At 45.5% G+C, this 18,197-nt stretch carries 18 protein-coding genes; 9 read left to right on the forward strand and 9 right to left on the reverse strand.

The window, feature by feature from the left end; translation table 11 throughout:
* Positions 1–57: 57 nt before the first annotated feature.
* From flgA to KIO97_RS11180, 4 genes are all read left to right on the forward strand, one after another.
* Entirely contained in the window at positions 58–855 is a 798-nt protein-coding gene (gene flgA / locus KIO97_RS11165; RefSeq protein WP_285382503.1) for a flagellar basal body P-ring formation chaperone FlgA, read from the forward strand.
* A gap of 137 nt (positions 856–992) precedes the next feature.
* On the forward strand, positions 993–1,274 hold the full coding sequence (flgM, locus tag KIO97_RS11170) for a flagellar biosynthesis anti-sigma factor FlgM (RefSeq protein ID WP_010645334.1): 282 nt from the start codon (positions 993–995) through the stop codon (positions 1,272–1,274).
* 22 nt (positions 1,275–1,296) lie between these two features.
* On the forward strand, positions 1,297–1,734 hold the full coding sequence (gene flgN / locus KIO97_RS11175; RefSeq protein WP_285382505.1) for a flagellar protein FlgN: 438 nt from the start codon (positions 1,297–1,299) through the stop codon (positions 1,732–1,734).
* 46 nt (positions 1,735–1,780) lie between these two features.
* Positions 1,781–2,458 (forward strand): lytic transglycosylase domain-containing protein, encoded by a 678-nt coding sequence (locus KIO97_RS11180; RefSeq protein WP_285382606.1) that lies wholly within the window; start codon positions 1,781–1,783, stop codon positions 2,456–2,458.
* A gap of 470 nt (positions 2,459–2,928) precedes the next feature.
* Here KIO97_RS11180 and KIO97_RS11185 read toward each other — a convergent pair whose 3' ends face one another.
* Positions 2,929–3,447, reverse strand: coding sequence for an NUDIX hydrolase (locus KIO97_RS11185; protein ID WP_005432446.1), 519 nt, complete (start codon positions 3,445–3,447; stop codon positions 2,929–2,931).
* A 228-nt stretch (positions 3,448–3,675) separates the two neighbouring features.
* On the opposite strand from KIO97_RS11185, the gene KIO97_RS11190 reads away from it, so the two are divergent.
* The gene (locus tag KIO97_RS11190; RefSeq protein WP_285382507.1) at positions 3,676–3,936 is read left to right on the forward strand and encodes a DUF333 domain-containing protein; all 261 of its coding nucleotides are present in this window, start codon (positions 3,676–3,678) and stop codon (positions 3,934–3,936) included.
* 262 nt (positions 3,937–4,198) lie between these two features.
* Positions 4,199–4,876, forward strand: a complete 678-nt coding sequence (locus KIO97_RS11195) for a hypothetical protein (protein ID WP_038890647.1) — start codon at positions 4,199–4,201, stop codon at positions 4,874–4,876.
* 15 nt (positions 4,877–4,891) lie between these two features.
* Here the strand turns inward: KIO97_RS11195 and KIO97_RS11200 are convergent, their stop codons facing one another.
* Positions 4,892–5,728: a YdcF family protein gene (locus tag KIO97_RS11200; protein ID WP_285382509.1), complete on the reverse strand. Its 837-nt coding sequence runs from the start codon at positions 5,726–5,728 to the stop codon at positions 4,892–4,894.
* Between the two features lie 144 nt (positions 5,729–5,872).
* On the opposite strand from KIO97_RS11200, the gene KIO97_RS11205 reads away from it, so the two are divergent.
* Both KIO97_RS11205 and KIO97_RS11210 read left to right on the forward strand, forming a co-directional pair.
* Positions 5,873–7,243 carry an L-serine ammonia-lyase gene (locus KIO97_RS11205; RefSeq protein WP_045396612.1) on the forward strand — a complete coding sequence of 457 codons (1,371 nt, stop codon included), beginning with the start codon at positions 5,873–5,875 and terminating at the stop codon, positions 7,241–7,243.
* 374 nt (positions 7,244–7,617) lie between these two features.
* Positions 7,618–9,093 carry a peptide MFS transporter gene (locus KIO97_RS11210; protein WP_285382510.1) on the forward strand — a complete coding sequence of 492 codons (1,476 nt, stop codon included), beginning with the start codon at positions 7,618–7,620 and terminating at the stop codon, positions 9,091–9,093.
* A 79-nt stretch (positions 9,094–9,172) separates the two neighbouring features.
* On the opposite strand, the gene KIO97_RS11215 is transcribed toward KIO97_RS11210, so the two are convergent.
* Positions 9,173–10,444 (reverse strand): Nramp family divalent metal transporter, encoded by a 1,272-nt coding sequence (locus KIO97_RS11215; protein ID WP_285382511.1) that lies wholly within the window; start codon positions 10,442–10,444, stop codon positions 9,173–9,175.
* Positions 10,445–10,657: 213 nt separating this feature from the next.
* Positions 10,658–10,894: a hypothetical protein gene (locus KIO97_RS11220; RefSeq protein WP_005432461.1), complete on the reverse strand. Its 237-nt coding sequence runs from the start codon at positions 10,892–10,894 to the stop codon at positions 10,658–10,660.
* 208 nt (positions 10,895–11,102) lie between these two features.
* Here KIO97_RS11220 and KIO97_RS11225 point away from each other — a divergent pair, with 208 nt between their 5' ends.
* Entirely contained in the window at positions 11,103–11,993 is an 891-nt protein-coding gene (locus KIO97_RS11225) for a LysR family transcriptional regulator (RefSeq protein WP_005432464.1), read from the forward strand.
* Here the strand turns inward: KIO97_RS11225 and KIO97_RS11230 are convergent.
* From KIO97_RS11230 to KIO97_RS11250, 5 genes are all read right to left on the reverse strand, one after another.
* A complete protein-coding gene (locus tag KIO97_RS11230; protein ID WP_285382513.1) occupies positions 11,990–12,775 on the reverse strand; it encodes a phosphotransferase enzyme family protein in 786 nt (261 codons plus the stop codon). The two genes, KIO97_RS11225 and KIO97_RS11230, sit on opposite strands and share 4 nt — an antisense overlap.
* Positions 12,776–12,940: 165 nt before the next feature.
* Positions 12,941–13,810, reverse strand: coding sequence for a LysR substrate-binding domain-containing protein (locus KIO97_RS11235; RefSeq protein ID WP_285382515.1), 870 nt, complete (start codon positions 13,808–13,810; stop codon positions 12,941–12,943).
* A gap of 118 nt (positions 13,811–13,928) precedes the next feature.
* Entirely contained in the window at positions 13,929–14,894 is a 966-nt protein-coding gene (locus tag KIO97_RS11240) for an OmpA family protein (RefSeq protein ID WP_005432472.1), read from the reverse strand.
* Between the two features lie 609 nt (positions 14,895–15,503).
* The gene (locus tag KIO97_RS11245; RefSeq protein WP_081233752.1) at positions 15,504–16,628 is read right to left on the reverse strand and encodes a M14-type cytosolic carboxypeptidase; all 1,125 of its coding nucleotides are present in this window, start codon (positions 16,626–16,628) and stop codon (positions 15,504–15,506) included.
* Between the two features lie 113 nt (positions 16,629–16,741).
* Positions 16,742–18,142 (reverse strand): FAD-dependent oxidoreductase, encoded by a 1,401-nt coding sequence (locus KIO97_RS11250; RefSeq protein ID WP_285382518.1) that lies wholly within the window; start codon positions 18,140–18,142, stop codon positions 16,742–16,744.
* Positions 18,143–18,197: the final 55 nt, after the last annotated feature.

An 18,197-nucleotide genomic window follows, 5' to 3' on the forward strand; every position in this document is an offset into this window, starting at 1 on the left:
CGAATACACCGAATAACAAAACAAGATGCATGCCATAAAATTTAGTTATATATATCAATGAATTACAAACAAGGAAGGAAGCCTCGCTTCCGGTTTACGGAAACCATTCAAACCAAGGGGAAAGGTCAATTTCCCTCAATCATGCTGCTTTGTGGTTTGGTTTTGAGTGCAAGCTCACTTAGTGCTTTAGCGAATGAGAAAAACCTCACCGCAGACGAGTTAAAAGCCATCGTCGGCGAGCAATTTGAGCAAGAGGTGGCGCAAGTGGCACACTCTCGCCAATGGGGTGCTTACCAACTCGACTATCAGATATGGGTACCAGGCTCTGCCAATCACCTGCCTGTTTGTGACACACCTTTGGCAATCGCAGGACGCGATAATCGCCCGTTGCCTGTTGGTAATTTAAAACGTGCGGTCAGTTGCGAAGACGTTAGCTCTCCATGGAGAATTAATGTGACCATTAAATCGGCGGTGACACTTCCCGTTCTCATTGCCACCAGTACGATTGGACGTAACGAATCCATCTCAGCCTCGAACTTAAAAACTGAAACGCGCACAATTTCACGCCAAGACGATTTCTTCACAAAAGCAAACCAAGCCATTGGGCTTGAGACCACTCGCCGAATTCGAGCAGGCCAAATCATTGCCCCAACCAACTTAAGTTCCCCGCCATTGATCGAGAAAGGCAACGAAGTGATCATCATCGCCAGCAAGGATGGGTTTAGTGCCAGCACCAAGGGAGTCGCCTTAGAACAAGGCAAGAAAGGTCAGCAGATTGAAGTAGAAAACATCAGCTCTGGCAAGGTGATACGAGCGGTTGTGACAGGGCTAAACCAAGTGCATACCCAATTTTGATTTTGGACTCAGGTTATCATTTTTCGATTTAGATGCTCGTCAGCGTAGGTGAACTTCGAGTACAAAAATAAATATTTAATGTTCATCACACCCTAGTCGCCTATTCGATTTAGAACATGATGATTGAGGACAACAGCATGAAAATCGACAAGGTCGCGGGCGGTCATGTCCCACAAACTAAATTCCAGCAGGCGAGCAAAAAGCCAGTCGACACCGTCGCACAGAGCAAGATTAACGAGCCTACATTCCAAGCGAATACAGCCGCGATCGATCGCGCTCAAGCTGAAATGAAATCCTTACCAGACGTAGACATGGTGAAGGTTGAACAAATTCGTAATGCGTTAGCTCGTGGTGAACTGAATCTGGATACCCAAGCATTATCCAAAGCAGTAATGCAATTTCACACCGGTCACGAGTAACGCAACGCACTAGGAGTCATGCATGGCAACGACGGCATCGCAGCACATTCAGCAGTTTGTTCGCTCTATCGCTGAAGACGTCAAACTCTACCAGCAACTATCGGGGTTGATTCAACAACAAAAAGCACTGTATTTGAAGTTCGATGGCGAAGCGCTCAATGAGAACATTCAAAAACAAATGCCGATTTTGAATCAGCTTGGCCGTTCTGCAAGTGAAAGAAGCCAGTTAATGCGCAAACTCGGATTGCCTTGTAATGAGACCAGTGTGAATCGTATTTTCAATGCTCTGCCACCGAAAATTGGCACACAAGCAAGAAAGCAATGGGCGCTGTTGGAATCCTTGGTGAAACAATGCCAACAGGACAATCAGAGCAATGGCCAAAGCTCTGCAGCGTTCCAAGAGTTAGTCAGTCAACTCAAACAACCTATGCAACACACTTATGAAGAGCGTTCGTTCTAAGCAACGATTCTCGCTTTGCCTACAGAGTCTTCCGCCATCCCGGTCGATTGCTGTGGGCTTTTTTGTTTTTTGCTTGACCTTCTTGTCTCCATTGACTTTGGCCAAGCCGCACAACAAAACCATCGAGCAACAATTCCAAGTACTCGCTCCTTACCAAACACAAATTAACCAACGTCTCGATTCCGTTAGCCCGCTACTCGATCATATTTTTAAGCAGCTTAAGCAAAAATCTCTGCCTGCAAACTTTGTGCTGGTGCCGATGCTGGAATCCTCCTACAACCCCAAAGCGGTCTCGCACGCCAATGCTGCGGGCCTCTGGCAGTTGATCCCTGCCACGGCAACACGCTTTGGTTTGCAAGTAACGAACAGTCAGGATGAGCGTTTTGATACCAAAGCCAGCACGAAAGCCGCATTGGCGTATTTGGCGTTTTTGTATAACAAATTTGATCAGGATATCGCACTAACCCTTGCGGCTTATAACGCAGGTGAAGGCCGCGTCGCTAGAGCGATAAAAAAGGCTGGCAGTCAAGATTTCAAAGCACTCACATTGCCGAAAGAGACTCAGCAATACGTCAATCGCTTTTACGCGCTGGAACGTTTGGTCAATATTCAGAAACTGCGCACCGATTCTTTCCAACCACTACTTTTGTTTGCGAATCATTCCTCGACCTACACCGAACCGCTTATAGACCTTAGTCGATTACCGCCACTCGTGGAATTGTGAACATTCTCACTAAAAGCTACCAATGTCAGAAGCACGTAAAAACACAAGATCCTATTCCGCCAATTTACAAACTCGTGATCTCGATGCAAACGCGTGCATAAAAGTTACGGTAATGTATCTCAAAGATAAGAAAGAGCAGTGGTTTGCTGATAATTTACCAACTTGCACTTGTATATTGCCTAGATATCCATCACATTACGCGTGCAAACAAAGTGAAAACCGATAGTTAGACCTATTAATTATTTACACAACAAATATAAAACAGCTATTGTTTTCACAGATTGATACAAAAAAACAGAATATCGAGATGACGCTTCGCTTGCGCGTCTGGAATAAGTCCGGGTTCCGGGGGGGAGCTCGGACTTTTTTATTGGCTGATGTTTACAAATTGAAACGTTAAAAAGCCGTTTCGTAAACGAAGACCGGAAATTTGAGAAGAGTGAAGAGTACTGTCGCCGAATAAGCGTGAACTATAGAAGCTCTTTCGAGATCAACTGGAGCAAGAAGGTTTCACGTTCGATGCTCATGCCTTTCTTCGGGCTTTCTGCCATCGTCTTTTCATTGTGCGCGATCGCGTCGTGTACATTCATCCAAACTGGGCGCATGCCATTTTTCACTTCGTAATCCTCATAAGACGTTTCACCCAACTCACGGTCGATCTTGCACGTGTAGCAGTATGACGTCATGTGCATCACATCCGCATCGTCTTTGTACCATGGACGAAATTCTTCGAAGATACCGAAAGGCTTGATGCTGTGAATGTTCTTCGCACCGGTTTCTTCTTCCAGCTCACGAACCAAACCTGCAATCACATCCTCACCGTCATCGATGCCACCGCCAGGCAGCGTGTAATCGTGATAACGCTCTGTGTAAAGAAGCAGGACATCTTCACCGTCTAATACAATGGCGCGAGCCGCATTGCGTTGGAAGATGATTTTGTCATCGAGATGCTCGATGTCTGGGTGCGTAGTGGTTTTCAAATGTCTCATCGCAGGTTCCGCTGTGAATGTTTTGCGCGCATACTACCGAAATTCATGCGCATTCCCAAGTTTCAATTTGAGGCCTATTGAAACAACTTTCACTGAACAGTGAGCGAATTCTAAGATTGCACATAATTCCCTTACAAGCTTCGTGCTTTTAACAAACATAAGACAATATTTTTCTGAAACTCTCCTATAATCAACACACTACTCGTTAATCCCATGCGGAGATCAAGAATGAAAAAGACAACTTTAGTAACGGCAGTGGCAGCAGCGATTGTGTTGGCAGGTTGTTCAACTTATGAAGGTGCAACTCGCTCAAATGAATACACGGCAGCAGCAAACCCAGCAGCGGTATACTGCGTGCAACAAGGCGGCGAGCTAGATACTGTTACAGAAAATGGCGAGCGTGTAACGTACTGCCAATTGTCTGAAAACGAGCGTTTTGAGCAATGGGAATACTACCGCAACAATCATAAAGAAGATGGCGAATCGTAAACACCGTTAACATTTGCGCAATCTAAGATTACATTATTATCAATAAAGGAGCTTTGAGCTCCTTTTTGTTTACCGTAAATTCCCCTACTTTCTGGTACTTACTCCTTTATCCATCAGCCTTACCGCACAGCGATACGATATTGAACGGCGTTTTATTCCTGACATTTCTCTGACATTACTTTCCAACCGGTCAATAAAATTCCTCGCGCACATCACGAAATTTCACGTTTTTTCCACATTTTTATTGGAGCGGGTGGTCAGGATGAAAACAGATACTGTCAAACAAGCCGAATCGGCACAATCCAACCTTGTTGCTGAAAACTCAAAAGTGACTGAAGAGTCAAAACGCATCATCTACAAATCGATGTTGAGTGCGTTGACCATCGTTGCAATTAGTATTCTAGTGAACTTAAGTATCCGCGTGGATTACGTTTTACTAGGCTCAACCTTGGGTGAAACGTCCGTCACTGAAACATTGCAATTGATCATGCTGGCCGTTGCGTCTTGGTCTTTCTTCCGCGTCTCTAGACAAGAAAGCCATGTATCCCATGCTGCCATTCTTATCTCAGGCTTCTTCGCTGTATTGATGATCCGTGAGATGGATTACTGGTTTGACATGATTCACCACGGCTCTTGGGTATTCCCTGCTCTTGCGGTAACCGCGCTGGCTTGTGCGAAAGCTTACCAAGGCGGTAAAGGTACCGTAAATGAAATGGCAACCATCTTACAATCACCATACATGAAGCTGCTTATCGGCTCGGTGATCTTATTGTTGGTGTTCTCTCGTCTATACGGAATGGGCAGCTTCTGGCAGCACGTAATGGGTGAGCACTACGTACGCGATGTGAAAAACATCTCGGAAGAAGGTATTGAGCTACTTTGTTACAGCTTAATCGCGCTCAGTGCGGTACGCACACGCCGCGAGCTAAAACGTCAATAAGTTACGCTCGTTGGCCTAGGTATTTGCCTCAGGATCAAGTCGCAGGTTCAGCGACGTAAGAATCGGATGGAATACCGCTAGCGCTTGCTCTGCGGCACAAACCGAATCATCAAAGGCTGTCATTTCGATGGCCTTTTTCATATCTGCAATTTGCCTTTGAACATCTTGTCCTAACTGCAACACTTGCAGCCTCTCTATAGCTTGACGAGCGATTGCTAATGGCTTTGCTCGTACCTCAGCCAAATCACGCTTAAATACGTCACGCTTTACGCCTTCTAGATACACTCGGTAGGTCGTAAGCTCATCAAACAGCAGAAACGCCTCAGCTAACACGCCTGTATTAGGGTAAGGCACACTAATGTGTTTAGACACTTTGAGGGGAATATTGAGGTGAACCCCCATTTCCTCGCAGCGCGATTTCAACACTCTCAATAGGCCTTGTTCGTCCATCAGCGTTTGAATCTCAATAATCCGTTCCAAGTGGTAGTCATTGGAAAGCAGCGTAACTTCAATGGTTTGGCCTGTTTGACAAAGGCCACTCTGTAATAGTTCTGCGGCGGCATTCTGCATGTTCTGCACCGTATTAAGTGAACGGTTCTCGATGATCACTTGCTGCTCTGGAAAGTCGACGCCTTTTACCTCCATCAGATGACGAAAGTAACCGTACATAGCATCCGCTTCAGATACTGTCTGACTTTGAGTTATCCCGCCACAGAACACCAATGCCGTAGTATCAAAGCACAGCTCGTTTAAAACATTAGCCAATGCTTCAACACGGGAGCAGCCCTCAGCGCTTAGCTTATCGTGTACCAAGCGTTTACCCAGAATGATCACTACTTTGTTTAACTTCATTACCGAGATCTCAATTACTCATACTTTAGCGAACAATTTGTATACAAAAAATTGCTTTGCCAATACCCTCTCAGGCATTAACATCTAATTAACAATGTCATTCTAGAGACCTGAATAAAGGTCCGTAGAGAAAGGAAGTCAATTATGCTGTCGATTTTCGATATTTTTAAAGTCGGTGTCGGTCCATCCAGTTCCCACACCAATGGCCCAATGCTCGCAGGTTACCATTTCACTCAACTACTTAGCGACTCTATGGCGAAAGTGCACAAGGTGCAAGTTGACCTTTATGGTTCTTTATCGCTGACAGGCAAAGGTCACCACACTGACCGTGCTACCGTACTTGGCTTGATGGGCAACAAACCCGATACCATCAAGATGACCAGTGCCAAGAGTGCACTGCAACATACCATTGAACATGGCACGCTCTCTGTCGCTGGCGTGCATGAGATCGTGTTTAGTTATGATCACGATATCGTCTTCCACAGCGACAACCTCCCATTGCATGAAAATGGCATGACCATTACGGCTTTTGATGCTGCTGGCGATCAAGTCGCGTTTGAGACTTATTACTCCATTGGCGGTGGCTTTATTGCAACCGCTGCCGAACTGGAAAACGGCAGCAGCGAAGCGGAAGTGCAAGTGTGTTACCCGTTCAAATCAGCCGATGAAATGCTAGAGAAAGCAGAACAAAACGGCTTGAGCTTAGGCGGAATGATTCTGCAAAACGAACGCGCGTTTCGTGAGCAGGAAGAGATCGACCAAAAAGCCGAACAGATCTGGAAAGTGATGTCGCTGTGTATGCAGCGTGGCTTCGATACCGAAGGTATTCTTGAAGGCGGGTTGAATGTGACACGCCGTGCACCAAACCTACTTAAAAAGCTCGAAGCGAATGCGGCCGTAGAAAACGATCCAATGGAGATCATGGATTGGATTAACCTATTTGCTTTCGCGGTGAGTGAAGAGAACGCCGCAGGTGGTCAAGTGGTTACATCCCCAACCAACGGCGCGGCCGGCGTTATCCCTGCGGTACTGATGTACTACCACCGCTTCATCAAAGAGCTGGACAACAAACAGTTGAAGGACTTCTTAGCGGTCGCGGGGGCGATTGGTATTTTATACAAAACCAACGCTTCTATTTCCGGTGCTGAGGTAGGTTGCCAGGGTGAAGTCGGTGTTTCGTCTTCGATGGCAGCAGCAGGCTTAACCGCACTGCGCGGTGGCAGTAATGAACAAATCTGTATTGCCGCAGAGATCGCCATGGAGCACTCACTAGGCATGACCTGCGACCCAATCGGCGGGTTGGTTCAAGTTCCGTGTATCGAACGAAATGCGATGGGCGCGATGAAGGCCATCAACGCATCACGCATGGCACTGAAGCGCACCAGCAAATGTCTTATTTCATTAGATAAAGTTATCGAAACCATGTACCAGACTGGTAAAGACATGAATAAAAAATACCGTGAAACATCACTTGGTGGTCTGGCAGTGATTCATATGGCACCACCATGCGAATAGCATACTTTATATCAGCTATCGCTAATTAATAATTCTCATTGTTGGCGGACAAAGTTCCGCCAATGTCTTCTTTCTTCCGCCCAAATTACATCATCTCCTGCACCACTCCCTATTGCATATTATTTCAGCGACATTTCAAAACCTTAAAAACCACCTTAGAACAATCATCTTATAAATTGTTACTTTTTGGTCATTTATTCACTTAATTTCGAGTTGATCTAGAACAACATATTAGTAAGGCAAACGTTTCGCATTAGAAATTTTGGTGCATTAAATTCGTTTTATGCGACAATTGTTTCAATATGTAACATACCGTTTAAGTAACATTTAACAGAAATAATAACTACCTTTCTCGCAATAGTGAGTATTTAATTATGTGGAATAAACTAAATAAATCTATGATGTTCTGCCAAATGATGTTTGGCTTATCATTTTATGGTGTGTTGGTCAGTCTAACGCGTTTTTTCTTAGAGGATCTGAATTACAACGAAGCTGATACCATGATGATCGTGGGTGCCTTTTCGGCGATTGGCCCCCTATTTGCGATTGCTGGCGGTTTCATCGCTGATAAATTTTTAGGTGCTTACCGTTCTCTATCGATTGCCTTCCTAGCATTCGCATCTGGTTACGTACTGCTTGTTCTTGGGGCTTCGGCAACCAACGTACCGCTTTCTATGTGTGGTATCGCACTAGCAAGTTACGGCCGTGGTTTAATGTCACCTTCTTACCCTAGCCTGTACAAACGTACCTTTAAGTCTCAAGAAGATTTCGAGAAAGGTTATCCAATCAACTACTCAGTGAACAACGTGGGCGCTTTCCTAGGTCAATACTTGTTCCCAATGATTGTGCTGATCATCGGCTTTAATGGTGGTTTCACTATTTCAGCAGTGATGGCTGGCGCAGCATTGATTATGCTACTTGTGTTCCGCAAAGGGTTGGTTAGCGTTGCTTCTGATCTGGATCGTCAAAGCGTTAGCATGAAGAACTGGATTTTCTTCGCGATCATCTCAGCAGCGATGATTGCACTGGTATTCTTCATGTTCTCTAACATGGATATCGGTCAAAACATCGTTTACGCCATTGGCGGTGCAGCAATTCTTTACTTTGTTTCTTTGATGTTGAAAGCAAGCAAAGCGGAATCATTGAAGATGGGTACCATCCTTATCGTTACCTTCCTAACCACTTGTTTCTTCGTTTACTACGGTCAGATGATGACTTCAATGAACATGGTAGCGATCAACACACTAAAAGGCTCTCTGTTTGGCTTCATTCCACTAGAGCCTGAAGCTGCAATGGCGATGAACCCGCTATGGTGTATGGTTGGTGGCCCTATCGTTGCTGGCTTCTTTGGCATGCTAGAAAAACGCGACATTCACCTATCAACAGCAACTAAGATTGCATTGGCATTCGTGCTAACCGCTATCGCATTCGGCATCCTAACCTTCGCGGTAACGACCGTTGGCGAAGACGTCATTATCATGCCTGAGATCTTCCTAGCGATTCACTTCTTCCAAGCGATCGCAGAAGTTATCGTAGGTTCAATGGTAGTAGCATTCATCCTATCGGTTGCACCTAAGCACATTGAGAACTTCTCTGTAAGCTTGTTCTCAGTCGCTATCGCGCTAAGTGGTATCGTTGGTGCCGCGTTCTCGACTTCTATCGCACTAGAAAAAGGTCAAGAGATCACCCAAGAGATCGTACAACACGTTTACGGCGAATACTTCCAACTGCTGACTATCCTAGCGGTGGTAATGGTGGCTATCGCACTTGGTGCATCGTTCATCATTCGTAAGATGCTTGAAGCGGCAAAACAAAGTGAAGCTGAATTAGAAGTGGTTGAGCAAAACTAATTCTCTCTCAGCATCAAACAAAAAACGGAAGCCAAGTGGCTTCCGTTTTTTATCGACAGAGAAAAGGATAGAGAAATCATTAAGCAGTTAAAGTAACCATCAGATAGCCGTTGAGTGCCAGTACCAAAGTAACGATAACCATACCTGCGTAAGAGACCCATTTGTTGTTCTTGAACTCACCCATCAAGCGTTCGCTGTTGGTAAAGATAAGCAATGGGATAATCGCCAGCGCAATACCAAAGCTCAATACCACTTGGCTCATCACCAAGATATCTGTGGTGTTCATGCCCAAACCAATCACCACAAACGAAGGTGCCATAGTAATAAAGCGTCGTACCCACATTGGGATAGAGAAGCGTACAAAGCCCTGCATCACCACCTGACCTGCCATTGTACCAACGACGGTAGAAGACAAGCCTGAAGCAATCAACGAAACACCAAACAACACAGAAGCAGCTTTACCTACCAATGGCGTTAGCGTCATATATGCTGTTTCAATTTCCGCCACATGTTGGTTGCCTGAATAATGGAAGACCGCAGCTGCCATCGCCACAATCGCGATATTCACAAAACCTGCAATCACCATCGCAATCAATACATCAATACGAGTGGTACGAAGGCGGTTTTTTGTACTTTCACCGTAACTGTTTTTGAACAATGCTGAATGAAGATAAATCACATGAGGCATCACTGTTGCGCCAAGAATACCGGCAGCAAGGTAGATTTGATGCGAATCAGTAAAAGTTGGAGTTAGCAGACCTTTGACCATTTCACCGCCCGCAGGGTGCGCAAAAAATAGTTCAGCAATGTAGATAACCGCCACCAACATCAAAAGTGAACCAATCACCACTTCTAGTGGTTTTTGACCTTTCTGGTTAAGCATCAGAATCATCACAGTAGCAACTGCAGTGATCATCGCTCCTTCCATCAAGCTGATGCCAAACACCAACTGAAAGCCCACCGCCGCACCGATAAACTCAGCAAGATCTGTCGCTATCGCAACGATTTCCGCTTGGATCCAGTAGAAGCCTACTGCCCACTTATTCGGTAGGTGGTCACGTAGATGCTCTGCGAGATTTTTGCCTGTGACAATACCTAGCTTGGCGGATAAATACTGAATCAACATCGCCATTAGGTTCGCCCATAACACTACCCAAAGTAGCTGGTAACCAAATGAAGATCCCGATTCAATATTCGTCGCAAAGTTGCCTGGATCGATGTAGCCAATCGCTGCAATAAATGCAGGACCAAGCATCATTAATTTGCGTTTAATCTTACTGAACGCCGAAACATTCGATACAGCCGCGTTCTCTAACTGTATGGATGCATGATTTATCGATGCATTACTCATGGTGGTATTCCTCTCTTGTCGATGAGAAGAATCATACCCTTACGCAAATGAGAATCAATATCACCTAGATATCTAAAAGTGGTAATTAAGATTTCGGCAATTAATTTTGAGCTATCGATAAACAAAAACTATCAAGGAAACTCCATTCGATAGAAACAACAATGCCGCGATAAACGCGGCATTGAGAGCGGGGATGATTTCGTGTGCTATCGATCAGTCGCGGCGGCCACGTAATTGAATCGGTTGATTAGAAGCGTCGGTTTGAATCATAACACCACCGTAAGTAGCATCATTTCGACCTTTAAGCGTTAGGTTAGAATCCGCGCGTTCCACATCAACTTGGTTTGCTTGGCTCATTGTCATATCAATTGTACCTGTGTATGACCCATCACCAGCGAATGCTACATTTACAGAACAAACCATTAAGCCTAGTGCGATTAGTTTTTTCATACGTCACCTCGATTTCTGTGGTACATCGTTTCGATATAGAAACTCTAGCAACGCATGCTAAGTAGCACGAGGAAAACCCGAATTTACCAAATGGAAACCCTAGGTCAAAAAACGCTTTTCTACCATAAACTTAGAATTGACCATCCCCTGTCTTTTATTACGAGAGGCGGAGTTATGATGCCGTAGCAACGTTGGCTGGAGTAGAAGAATGACAATCAATCTGGATATGCAAAACGTCTTGGTATTAAAGCGTATGTATGAGCTACGTAACGTGCGCTTGGTGGCAGAATCCCTAGGAAAAACATCTGGCGCCATCAGCAAAAATCTCACCAAAATGAAAGCGCAACTGGACGATCCTCTCTTCATTCAAACCAAAAATGGTTTTGAGCCGACCTCCTTTGTTGAAGCCAACATGCCGCACTTCGAGCAGATATTAACCAGTGTTGACGCGATCAAACCGCAAGAATTTTCTCCGTCTCTCTTCACCGGAGACGTTGCTATTTACGCGAATACGCTATTCTGGGATCGATACGGGGATAAGCTTTACTTGCAACTGCTAGAGCAAGCTCCCAATGCGAACTACTCGTTTTTAAGATGGGGAGCGGATGCACGAAACCGTATAATCGATGGGGAAAACGCAATCGCGATCCACTACTTCGATGAAGATCTCCCTCAGTCCATTGCTCAAAAAGAGCTGGGCAAGGGTAAAGCAGTGTTCTTTGTTCGAAAAGATCACCCAGCGCAAGATTTCCAATCCTTAGAAGATTACACCTTCATACTATTCAAAACTCCCGGCTGGAACGATCACAAATACCCATTATTGGATCGTTTGAAGAACATCGGTTTTGACGTGAAGCCCAAAGTCGAGATCGAACACCCAGCAATGATCCACAACATCATCATGAAAACCGATCACTTCGGTATCACCATGAGCGGGAATGTGCCCGAATGTTGTCGAAGTATCGAACTACCAAACGGGCTGGAACTTGGGGTTAGCTTTGTGATGAGCTGCCGTCGCTCACAACAGCACGATCCGCAAAACCAATGGTTGTTCAGCGTGATTCAATCCATCATTAAGCAACACTCTAAACTCGATTAGAACTTGATTTCACCAAGCACACCAAGTGTGATGGCTTGTTGGTGTTTGTTTATGTATTCAATATCCTGCAAATACGCTCGGTGATGACCTTCTTCCAAATTAGCTTGGAACTGAGCGTCACCGTGGGCGGCCATTGCACGCATGTGATCAACTAAAGCCGTCAAACGTGACGTCATCATTTCCACTAATTCTTCACGCTCTAATCGGCTGCAACCATAGGCATCGCAAAAGATCTTCGCTCGACGAATTTGCTCTTCCAGTGTACCCATTTTGTCATTTTTATCGGTTTTGAACGGTGCCCAACCGTAAACCGAAAAAGCAATATCCCAGATACGTGGGGCTGGGTGCGCCGTATCAAAATCAAATACCCCCACTACAACATCGTCTTCTAACGCCACGTTATAAGGCATGAAATCACCATGACAGATCACCTCTTGCGGCAAGCGGGCGGGTAGCATCCAATGATGCACGTCTTGTGTATTTTTCTTGAGGAAACTTTCTGATGCATCATGAAAACGACGAAGCAACTTTGCTGCAGATTTCAATGCGGTCAGTGAGGCAATTTCACCTTCGAGCGGGTAATTGTAGGTTTCTCCTTCCACGAACGTCAGTAGCTCTTTGCCACCCTCAATTGCAATCGCCTTTGGGCATGCAGTAAAGCCATGACTATGTAGATGTTGGAGTAATTGATGAACTGTCATTGTCCAATGACTGGCAGGCCGACTGACTCGATCCCCCTTGCGATAAATGGCATTCTCCCTGCCCCCTTCTAACGCTTCCATTACTGCTCCTTGATAGCCAGAGCGCGAGCTCCGTGAGTGATGACGACATGAAACGTACTCGATCATCTTAGCACTCGAATTCTACTCATGAAGGCTGATAATGTTTCAGATTGTTAGCTTAATCGCAGTCATTATTCGTCTTGTGATTGGGTCCTAAGATTACGCTTATAAACTTTGCATAATCCAATCAACAAAAGCTTTCACATGAGGCTTTTCTTCATCTCGAATGATCATGTAATGAGCTCCTCGACTTGGCATCGACCACTCACCGACTTTCACTAATGTGCCTTGCTGCAAGTGGTCTTCAACGAGCAAATCACGCACCAACAACACACCAAGCTGATTCACAGCCGCTTCAATGGCGAGCAAAGAGTGCTCGAATTCCCCCGTTAGTTTTATGCTTGTGCCTTGATATCCTTGCTGTTCCAGCCAACATTGCCAAGTTTCCTGATAGCCACCTGTCGCGAGCTTTGGTAAGCGAGTCAAATCGGCCAAATCACGGACAGGATTGAGATGCAAAAAGCCTGGGCTTGCCACAACGATCCAGTTTTCTCGCGTCAGTTGAGTCGCTTTTTGACTTTGCCACTCTCCATAACCATTGATGATCTCCACATCCGCAATATCGCTGTTACTTGGCATCGCGTTAGCCGTAGTAGAAACTTTGAAGCTGATTTTAGGATGTTGACGGTGAAAGTCTGCCAATCGCGGCATGAGCCATTGAGAGCAGAAGCTGTGTGCCACATGTAACGTTAGTTGTGCTTGTTGTTGTCTAGAGAACAGGTGCTGAGTTGCCGCAGACAAGCTTTGGAAAACATGACTTACCACAGGTAAATATTCATGAGCTGCTTGGGTCAGATTGAGCTGGGCGCCATTGCGTTCAAATAAGGTGGCATCCAAATACGCTTCGAGGGATTTAACTTGCTGACTCACCGCCGCACGGGTGACATTGAGCTCCTCTGCCGCCTTGGTGAAGCTTTGCAATCGGGCGGTCGCTTCAAACGCTTTCAGAGAATTTAATGGCGGTAGGTTTTGCATATCAGGCTCCAGACAAACTAGTAGAAGATACTATGACGGAGCTGTGACAAATTAATGAAGGGAAACAAAAAAGCCAGCGTCAGACGCTGGCTTTTAAAGTCACTGATTCAATAATGAATTATTGAGCAGCTTCTTCAGTTTGGTATTGGAAAGCTGGAACAACAACTTCTACACGACGGTTCTCTTCACGACCTTCGCGAGTTTCGTTGCTAGCTACTGGGTTAGCTTCACCCATACCTTTAACAGTCATACGGTCTGCAGCGATACCTTCAGCTTGGAAGTGCTCAGCAACTGCTTGTGCACGCTTCTCTGTTAGCTGTTGGTTGTAAGCTTCAGAACCAGTTGTGTCACTGTAGCCGTTGATTTCAACTTGAGCTTGTGGGTAAGTGTTCATTAGCTCAACAGTACCGTTGAACGCAGAAGCGTCTTGTAGTTCAGCGCTTTCTAGGCCGAATTGTACTGTTGTAGATTGAGCTGGGTACTCGTGGTCAACGATGCGAGTCGCTGGACGAGTTTCAACTACTTCTTCTTGAACTACTGGCTCAGAACCGAACTTGTAGTTGAAGCCGATACCGAAGAAGTCAGCATCCATGTCGTCGATGATGTCATCAGACATGTCTTGGTAACGTTGGTACTCAGCGCGTAGGCTCCAGTTGTAGTTGATTTGGTATTCAGCACCTAGAGAGCCAGTTGGTACGAAATCTTTCTCATCACCAGCCATCATGTATGCAGCACCTACTTTAGCGAATAGGTTCCAAGAATCATTTAGTGGTAGGTTGAACTTAGGAGCAAGAGTTAGTGCCCATAGGTCACCATCAACTGTGTTTAGGCCAGCTTTGTTGAAGTTAGCAGTGAAGTTACCTAGGTAATCTACGCCGTATTCAGCAGCTACGTATTCGTTGAAGTTGTAACCGATGTGCATGCCAGCAGCAAAGCTATCGTCATCACATGGCGCGTCTAGGTGACATGCGTCGTTAAGAGCGTTGTAACCTAGCTTACCGCCGATGTAAGTGTCAGCAAGAGCAACATTCGACATTACGCCACCAGCTAGAACGGTAGCCACTGCAAGAGCGATTTTTTTCATTATTTTTACCTTTAATGCGAAGGTGACCCGACTACTCTCTTACCACCTTAAAGCGGTCATCACGACAGTCAGTACCTACACTGTTTCAAGTGATTACAAATTACGTCAACAATCTGAACTAATTCACCTTAACGATGTCTTAACTTGAGATTATCCATTAAACCATTGATTAAGATGCTCATCCGAAGATTTCCAAGTTTTGAGCACACTGCTTTACCAGCGCATGAACAAATTGAGTCAATCTCTTAAAGCACTAAATTCCGAAGCAAGGATTATCCAACTTAATTTGCATACATACATAGCAGCTAAAAGAAACTTTTAGTTGCAGTGCCTACATACAGACCGGATACATATGATTTGTAAATGGTTGAGATTAGATAACTTTTGTGACGTAAATCTCAAAAGCGACTTTAACAGAACAACTCTCTTTATCATAAATTAGATTTATTGTCGTAACGATTAGTTTTTCTAATCAATGGCCACGTAAGCACCAGAAACTGAAGGATTTTTGTTTTAGGTGACGAAAAAATTGACACAATCCACACATAAGGCAAGGAAAAAACCTACAAAGAACACAGCTCGCGCAGTGCGAGCTGTGAACTAAATGGCTTAAATCTTGTCCGAAACCGCCAATGTTGCAGCCAAAACATCCTGTCCAAACAACACACTACGTTCTGGTGACCAACCGTAAAGTGGGTCTGGATGGTTGTTATTATCTTTGAATGGCATCTCGATTGTGTAAGACAAACACTTGAACTGCTCCGCCACCCAATTAGAGCCAACCGTCAGATTCGCTTTACCCGGCTCATCTTTGTCGTAGCCGATCTCGTCTTGGAACTCTGGTGTAATCGTCAGAAGTGCTTGTTTAAACGCGTTTTCCAACTCAGCCATGCTTTCATTATAAGAAGGAATACCTTCAGAGCCCGCCACAAAGTTGTAAGGGATAGCTTCATCACCATGAATATCTAGGAACATATCCACGCCAGTTTCTAGCATGCGCTCACGAACCAAGAAGACTTCAGGACTCTTTTCCATTGATGGCGTTTGCCACTCTCGGTTGAGGTTCACACCCACTGCGTTAGTACGCAAGTGACCACGCACACCGCCGTCTGGGTTCATGTTTGGTACCACGTAAAGTACTGCTTTTTCAAGCAATGCACGCGCAACCGTGTCGTTCTCATCGAGCAGACGTTGGATCATGCCTTCCATAAACCATTCCGCCATCGTCTCACCTGGGTGTTGGCGCGCAATCATCCAGATTTTCTTTTTGCCTTCTTCTGGCTCACCAAACGTTAGCAAGCTCATGTCATTACCATCTAGCGTATGACCAAGCGTCTCTAGTTGGCAGTGGTGCGCGCTTTGTGCCATGTGTAACAGGTCTAGGTGACGGTCGTACGTGTAAGGTGCAAAGTACGCGAAGTAAATTGAGCTGCGCTCAGGGATAACAGTGAAAGTCAGCGTATCGCCATCGAACTCTGCCGGTACTCGGAACCACTCTTCACGATCGTAAGACGCAACCACGTCGTAACCTTGCCAACCTTCCGGGTAAGCCGATTTCGCAAGATCAAGAAGTTTGATTGTGTGTGATTGCTCGGCTTCTGTCTCTAGACGGAAGTGGAACCACTGGTAGAATTCCGACATGTTGTCGTTAGGAATTTTGAGTTGGATGTCGTTTTTGTCGTCCGCTTTCACTACGTGAATGCTGCCGCTGTCAAAGTTGCTGAATACTTTCATTTTATTACTCACCTTTTGCATCTGAGCTTGAAAGACTGAGGCTAACACAAAGGGAAGAGGTGCCTCTAACACTTTCATCTCTTCCCCATCTGTTTGCGATCAAAATATTCAGTTTAGTCGAGCTTATCCGCTTTGCCTGCTGGTCCCGCGAGTTTTGCTAGCCACTTATCCCAGATAAATGGCGTTTTATCGTTATCTTCTGCTTCCTCTTTGCGACGAACCGCGTTGCGCACCATCATTGCGCCCGTCCAACGAAATGGCTCTGGCGGGAAGTGCCCTAGAGGCCCTTTGGCTAAACCGCTTTTCGTCCATTCGTTTTCTAGCCCTAATACCAATGAAGATAAAATCTTTCCGCCCATTCGCGTCTGCGCAACGCCGTTGCCCGAATAACCAAAGCCGTAGAAGACATTACTTTGCTCATCAATCTGACCAAAAAATGGAAAGCCTGTTGCTGAACGATCGGAACCACCCGTCCATGAATAAGCAAACTCTGCGCCTTTCAAGCGCGGGAACAACTTATCGAACGACTTACGCAGTAGATCTTGATAGCGCGTTGGCTTGTTGAACATCGCATCAACGTGGTTGTTGAAAGAGAACTGATTACCACCTTTCCCTAACATCAAACGGCCATCTGGCGTATCTCGGTAATAGTGCACAAAAATACGAGAATCTAAAACGCTAGAGCCTGCCTGCCAACCAGATTGAGATAGCGCGTCGCCAAGCGGTTTAGTGATCACCATATCGGAAGAGACAACGACAATACTATTTTTGAATTGCTTAAATTGCTCAACCATCCAAGCATTTAATGCCAGCACGACTTGCTTAGCCTGAATACTCCCTTTAGGCGTAGAAACAGTGGCCGGTTGCCCATAATCTAAACGGGTCATTGGCGTATTCTCATAGACCTCAATCCCCAATTCGATTGCAACACGTCTTAATCCTCTTGCTAATAAGGCGGGCTGAACACTGGCTGCGACTGGAGAATGAAAGCCCTCCACATTACGCGGCGACCCTGCATTCGCTCGTAACTCCTCAAATTGGCAACGACGCCAACTGTTCACATCCAAACGCTTTAGCTCATCCACAACAGGCTGCATTCCTCCCATCTGAGCTTGGTTGGTTGCGGTGTAATAAACCCCTTTCAACGATAATTGCGCATCGATCTTGTGCTGCTTACAAAAACCGTCGATCTCTAGCACTGCTTGCTCCGACTCTTTTACCAACCAAGCGGCGTGTTCTTCACCGAATAAGCGTTTCAAGGTCGGAAATTTTGTCGACCAAGTCAGCATACAACCGCCATTTGCGCCGGATGCACCACTGCCACACAAGCCTTTTTCAATCACAACTACCTGTTTTTCTGGCGATTGCTGCTTAATCATGATCGCAGTCCAAAGGCCTGTGTAACCACCGCCGACAATAGCGACATCTGCTTGGATATTTTGCTGAAGTGGTATTTCGGTTTCCGGCGGCTCAATTTCAAGTGCTTGCTTAAACCAATATGAAGGGTGAGTCATTCGATATCCTTTGTAAAAGTGACGCACACAACTGTGCTTTATCACCACTTTACAA

Origin of the sequence: Vibrio sp. B181a (genome assembly GCF_030248375.1) — a bacterium.
GTDB classification, from domain to species: Bacteria; Pseudomonadota; Gammaproteobacteria; order Enterobacterales; family Vibrionaceae; genus Vibrio; species Vibrio campbellii.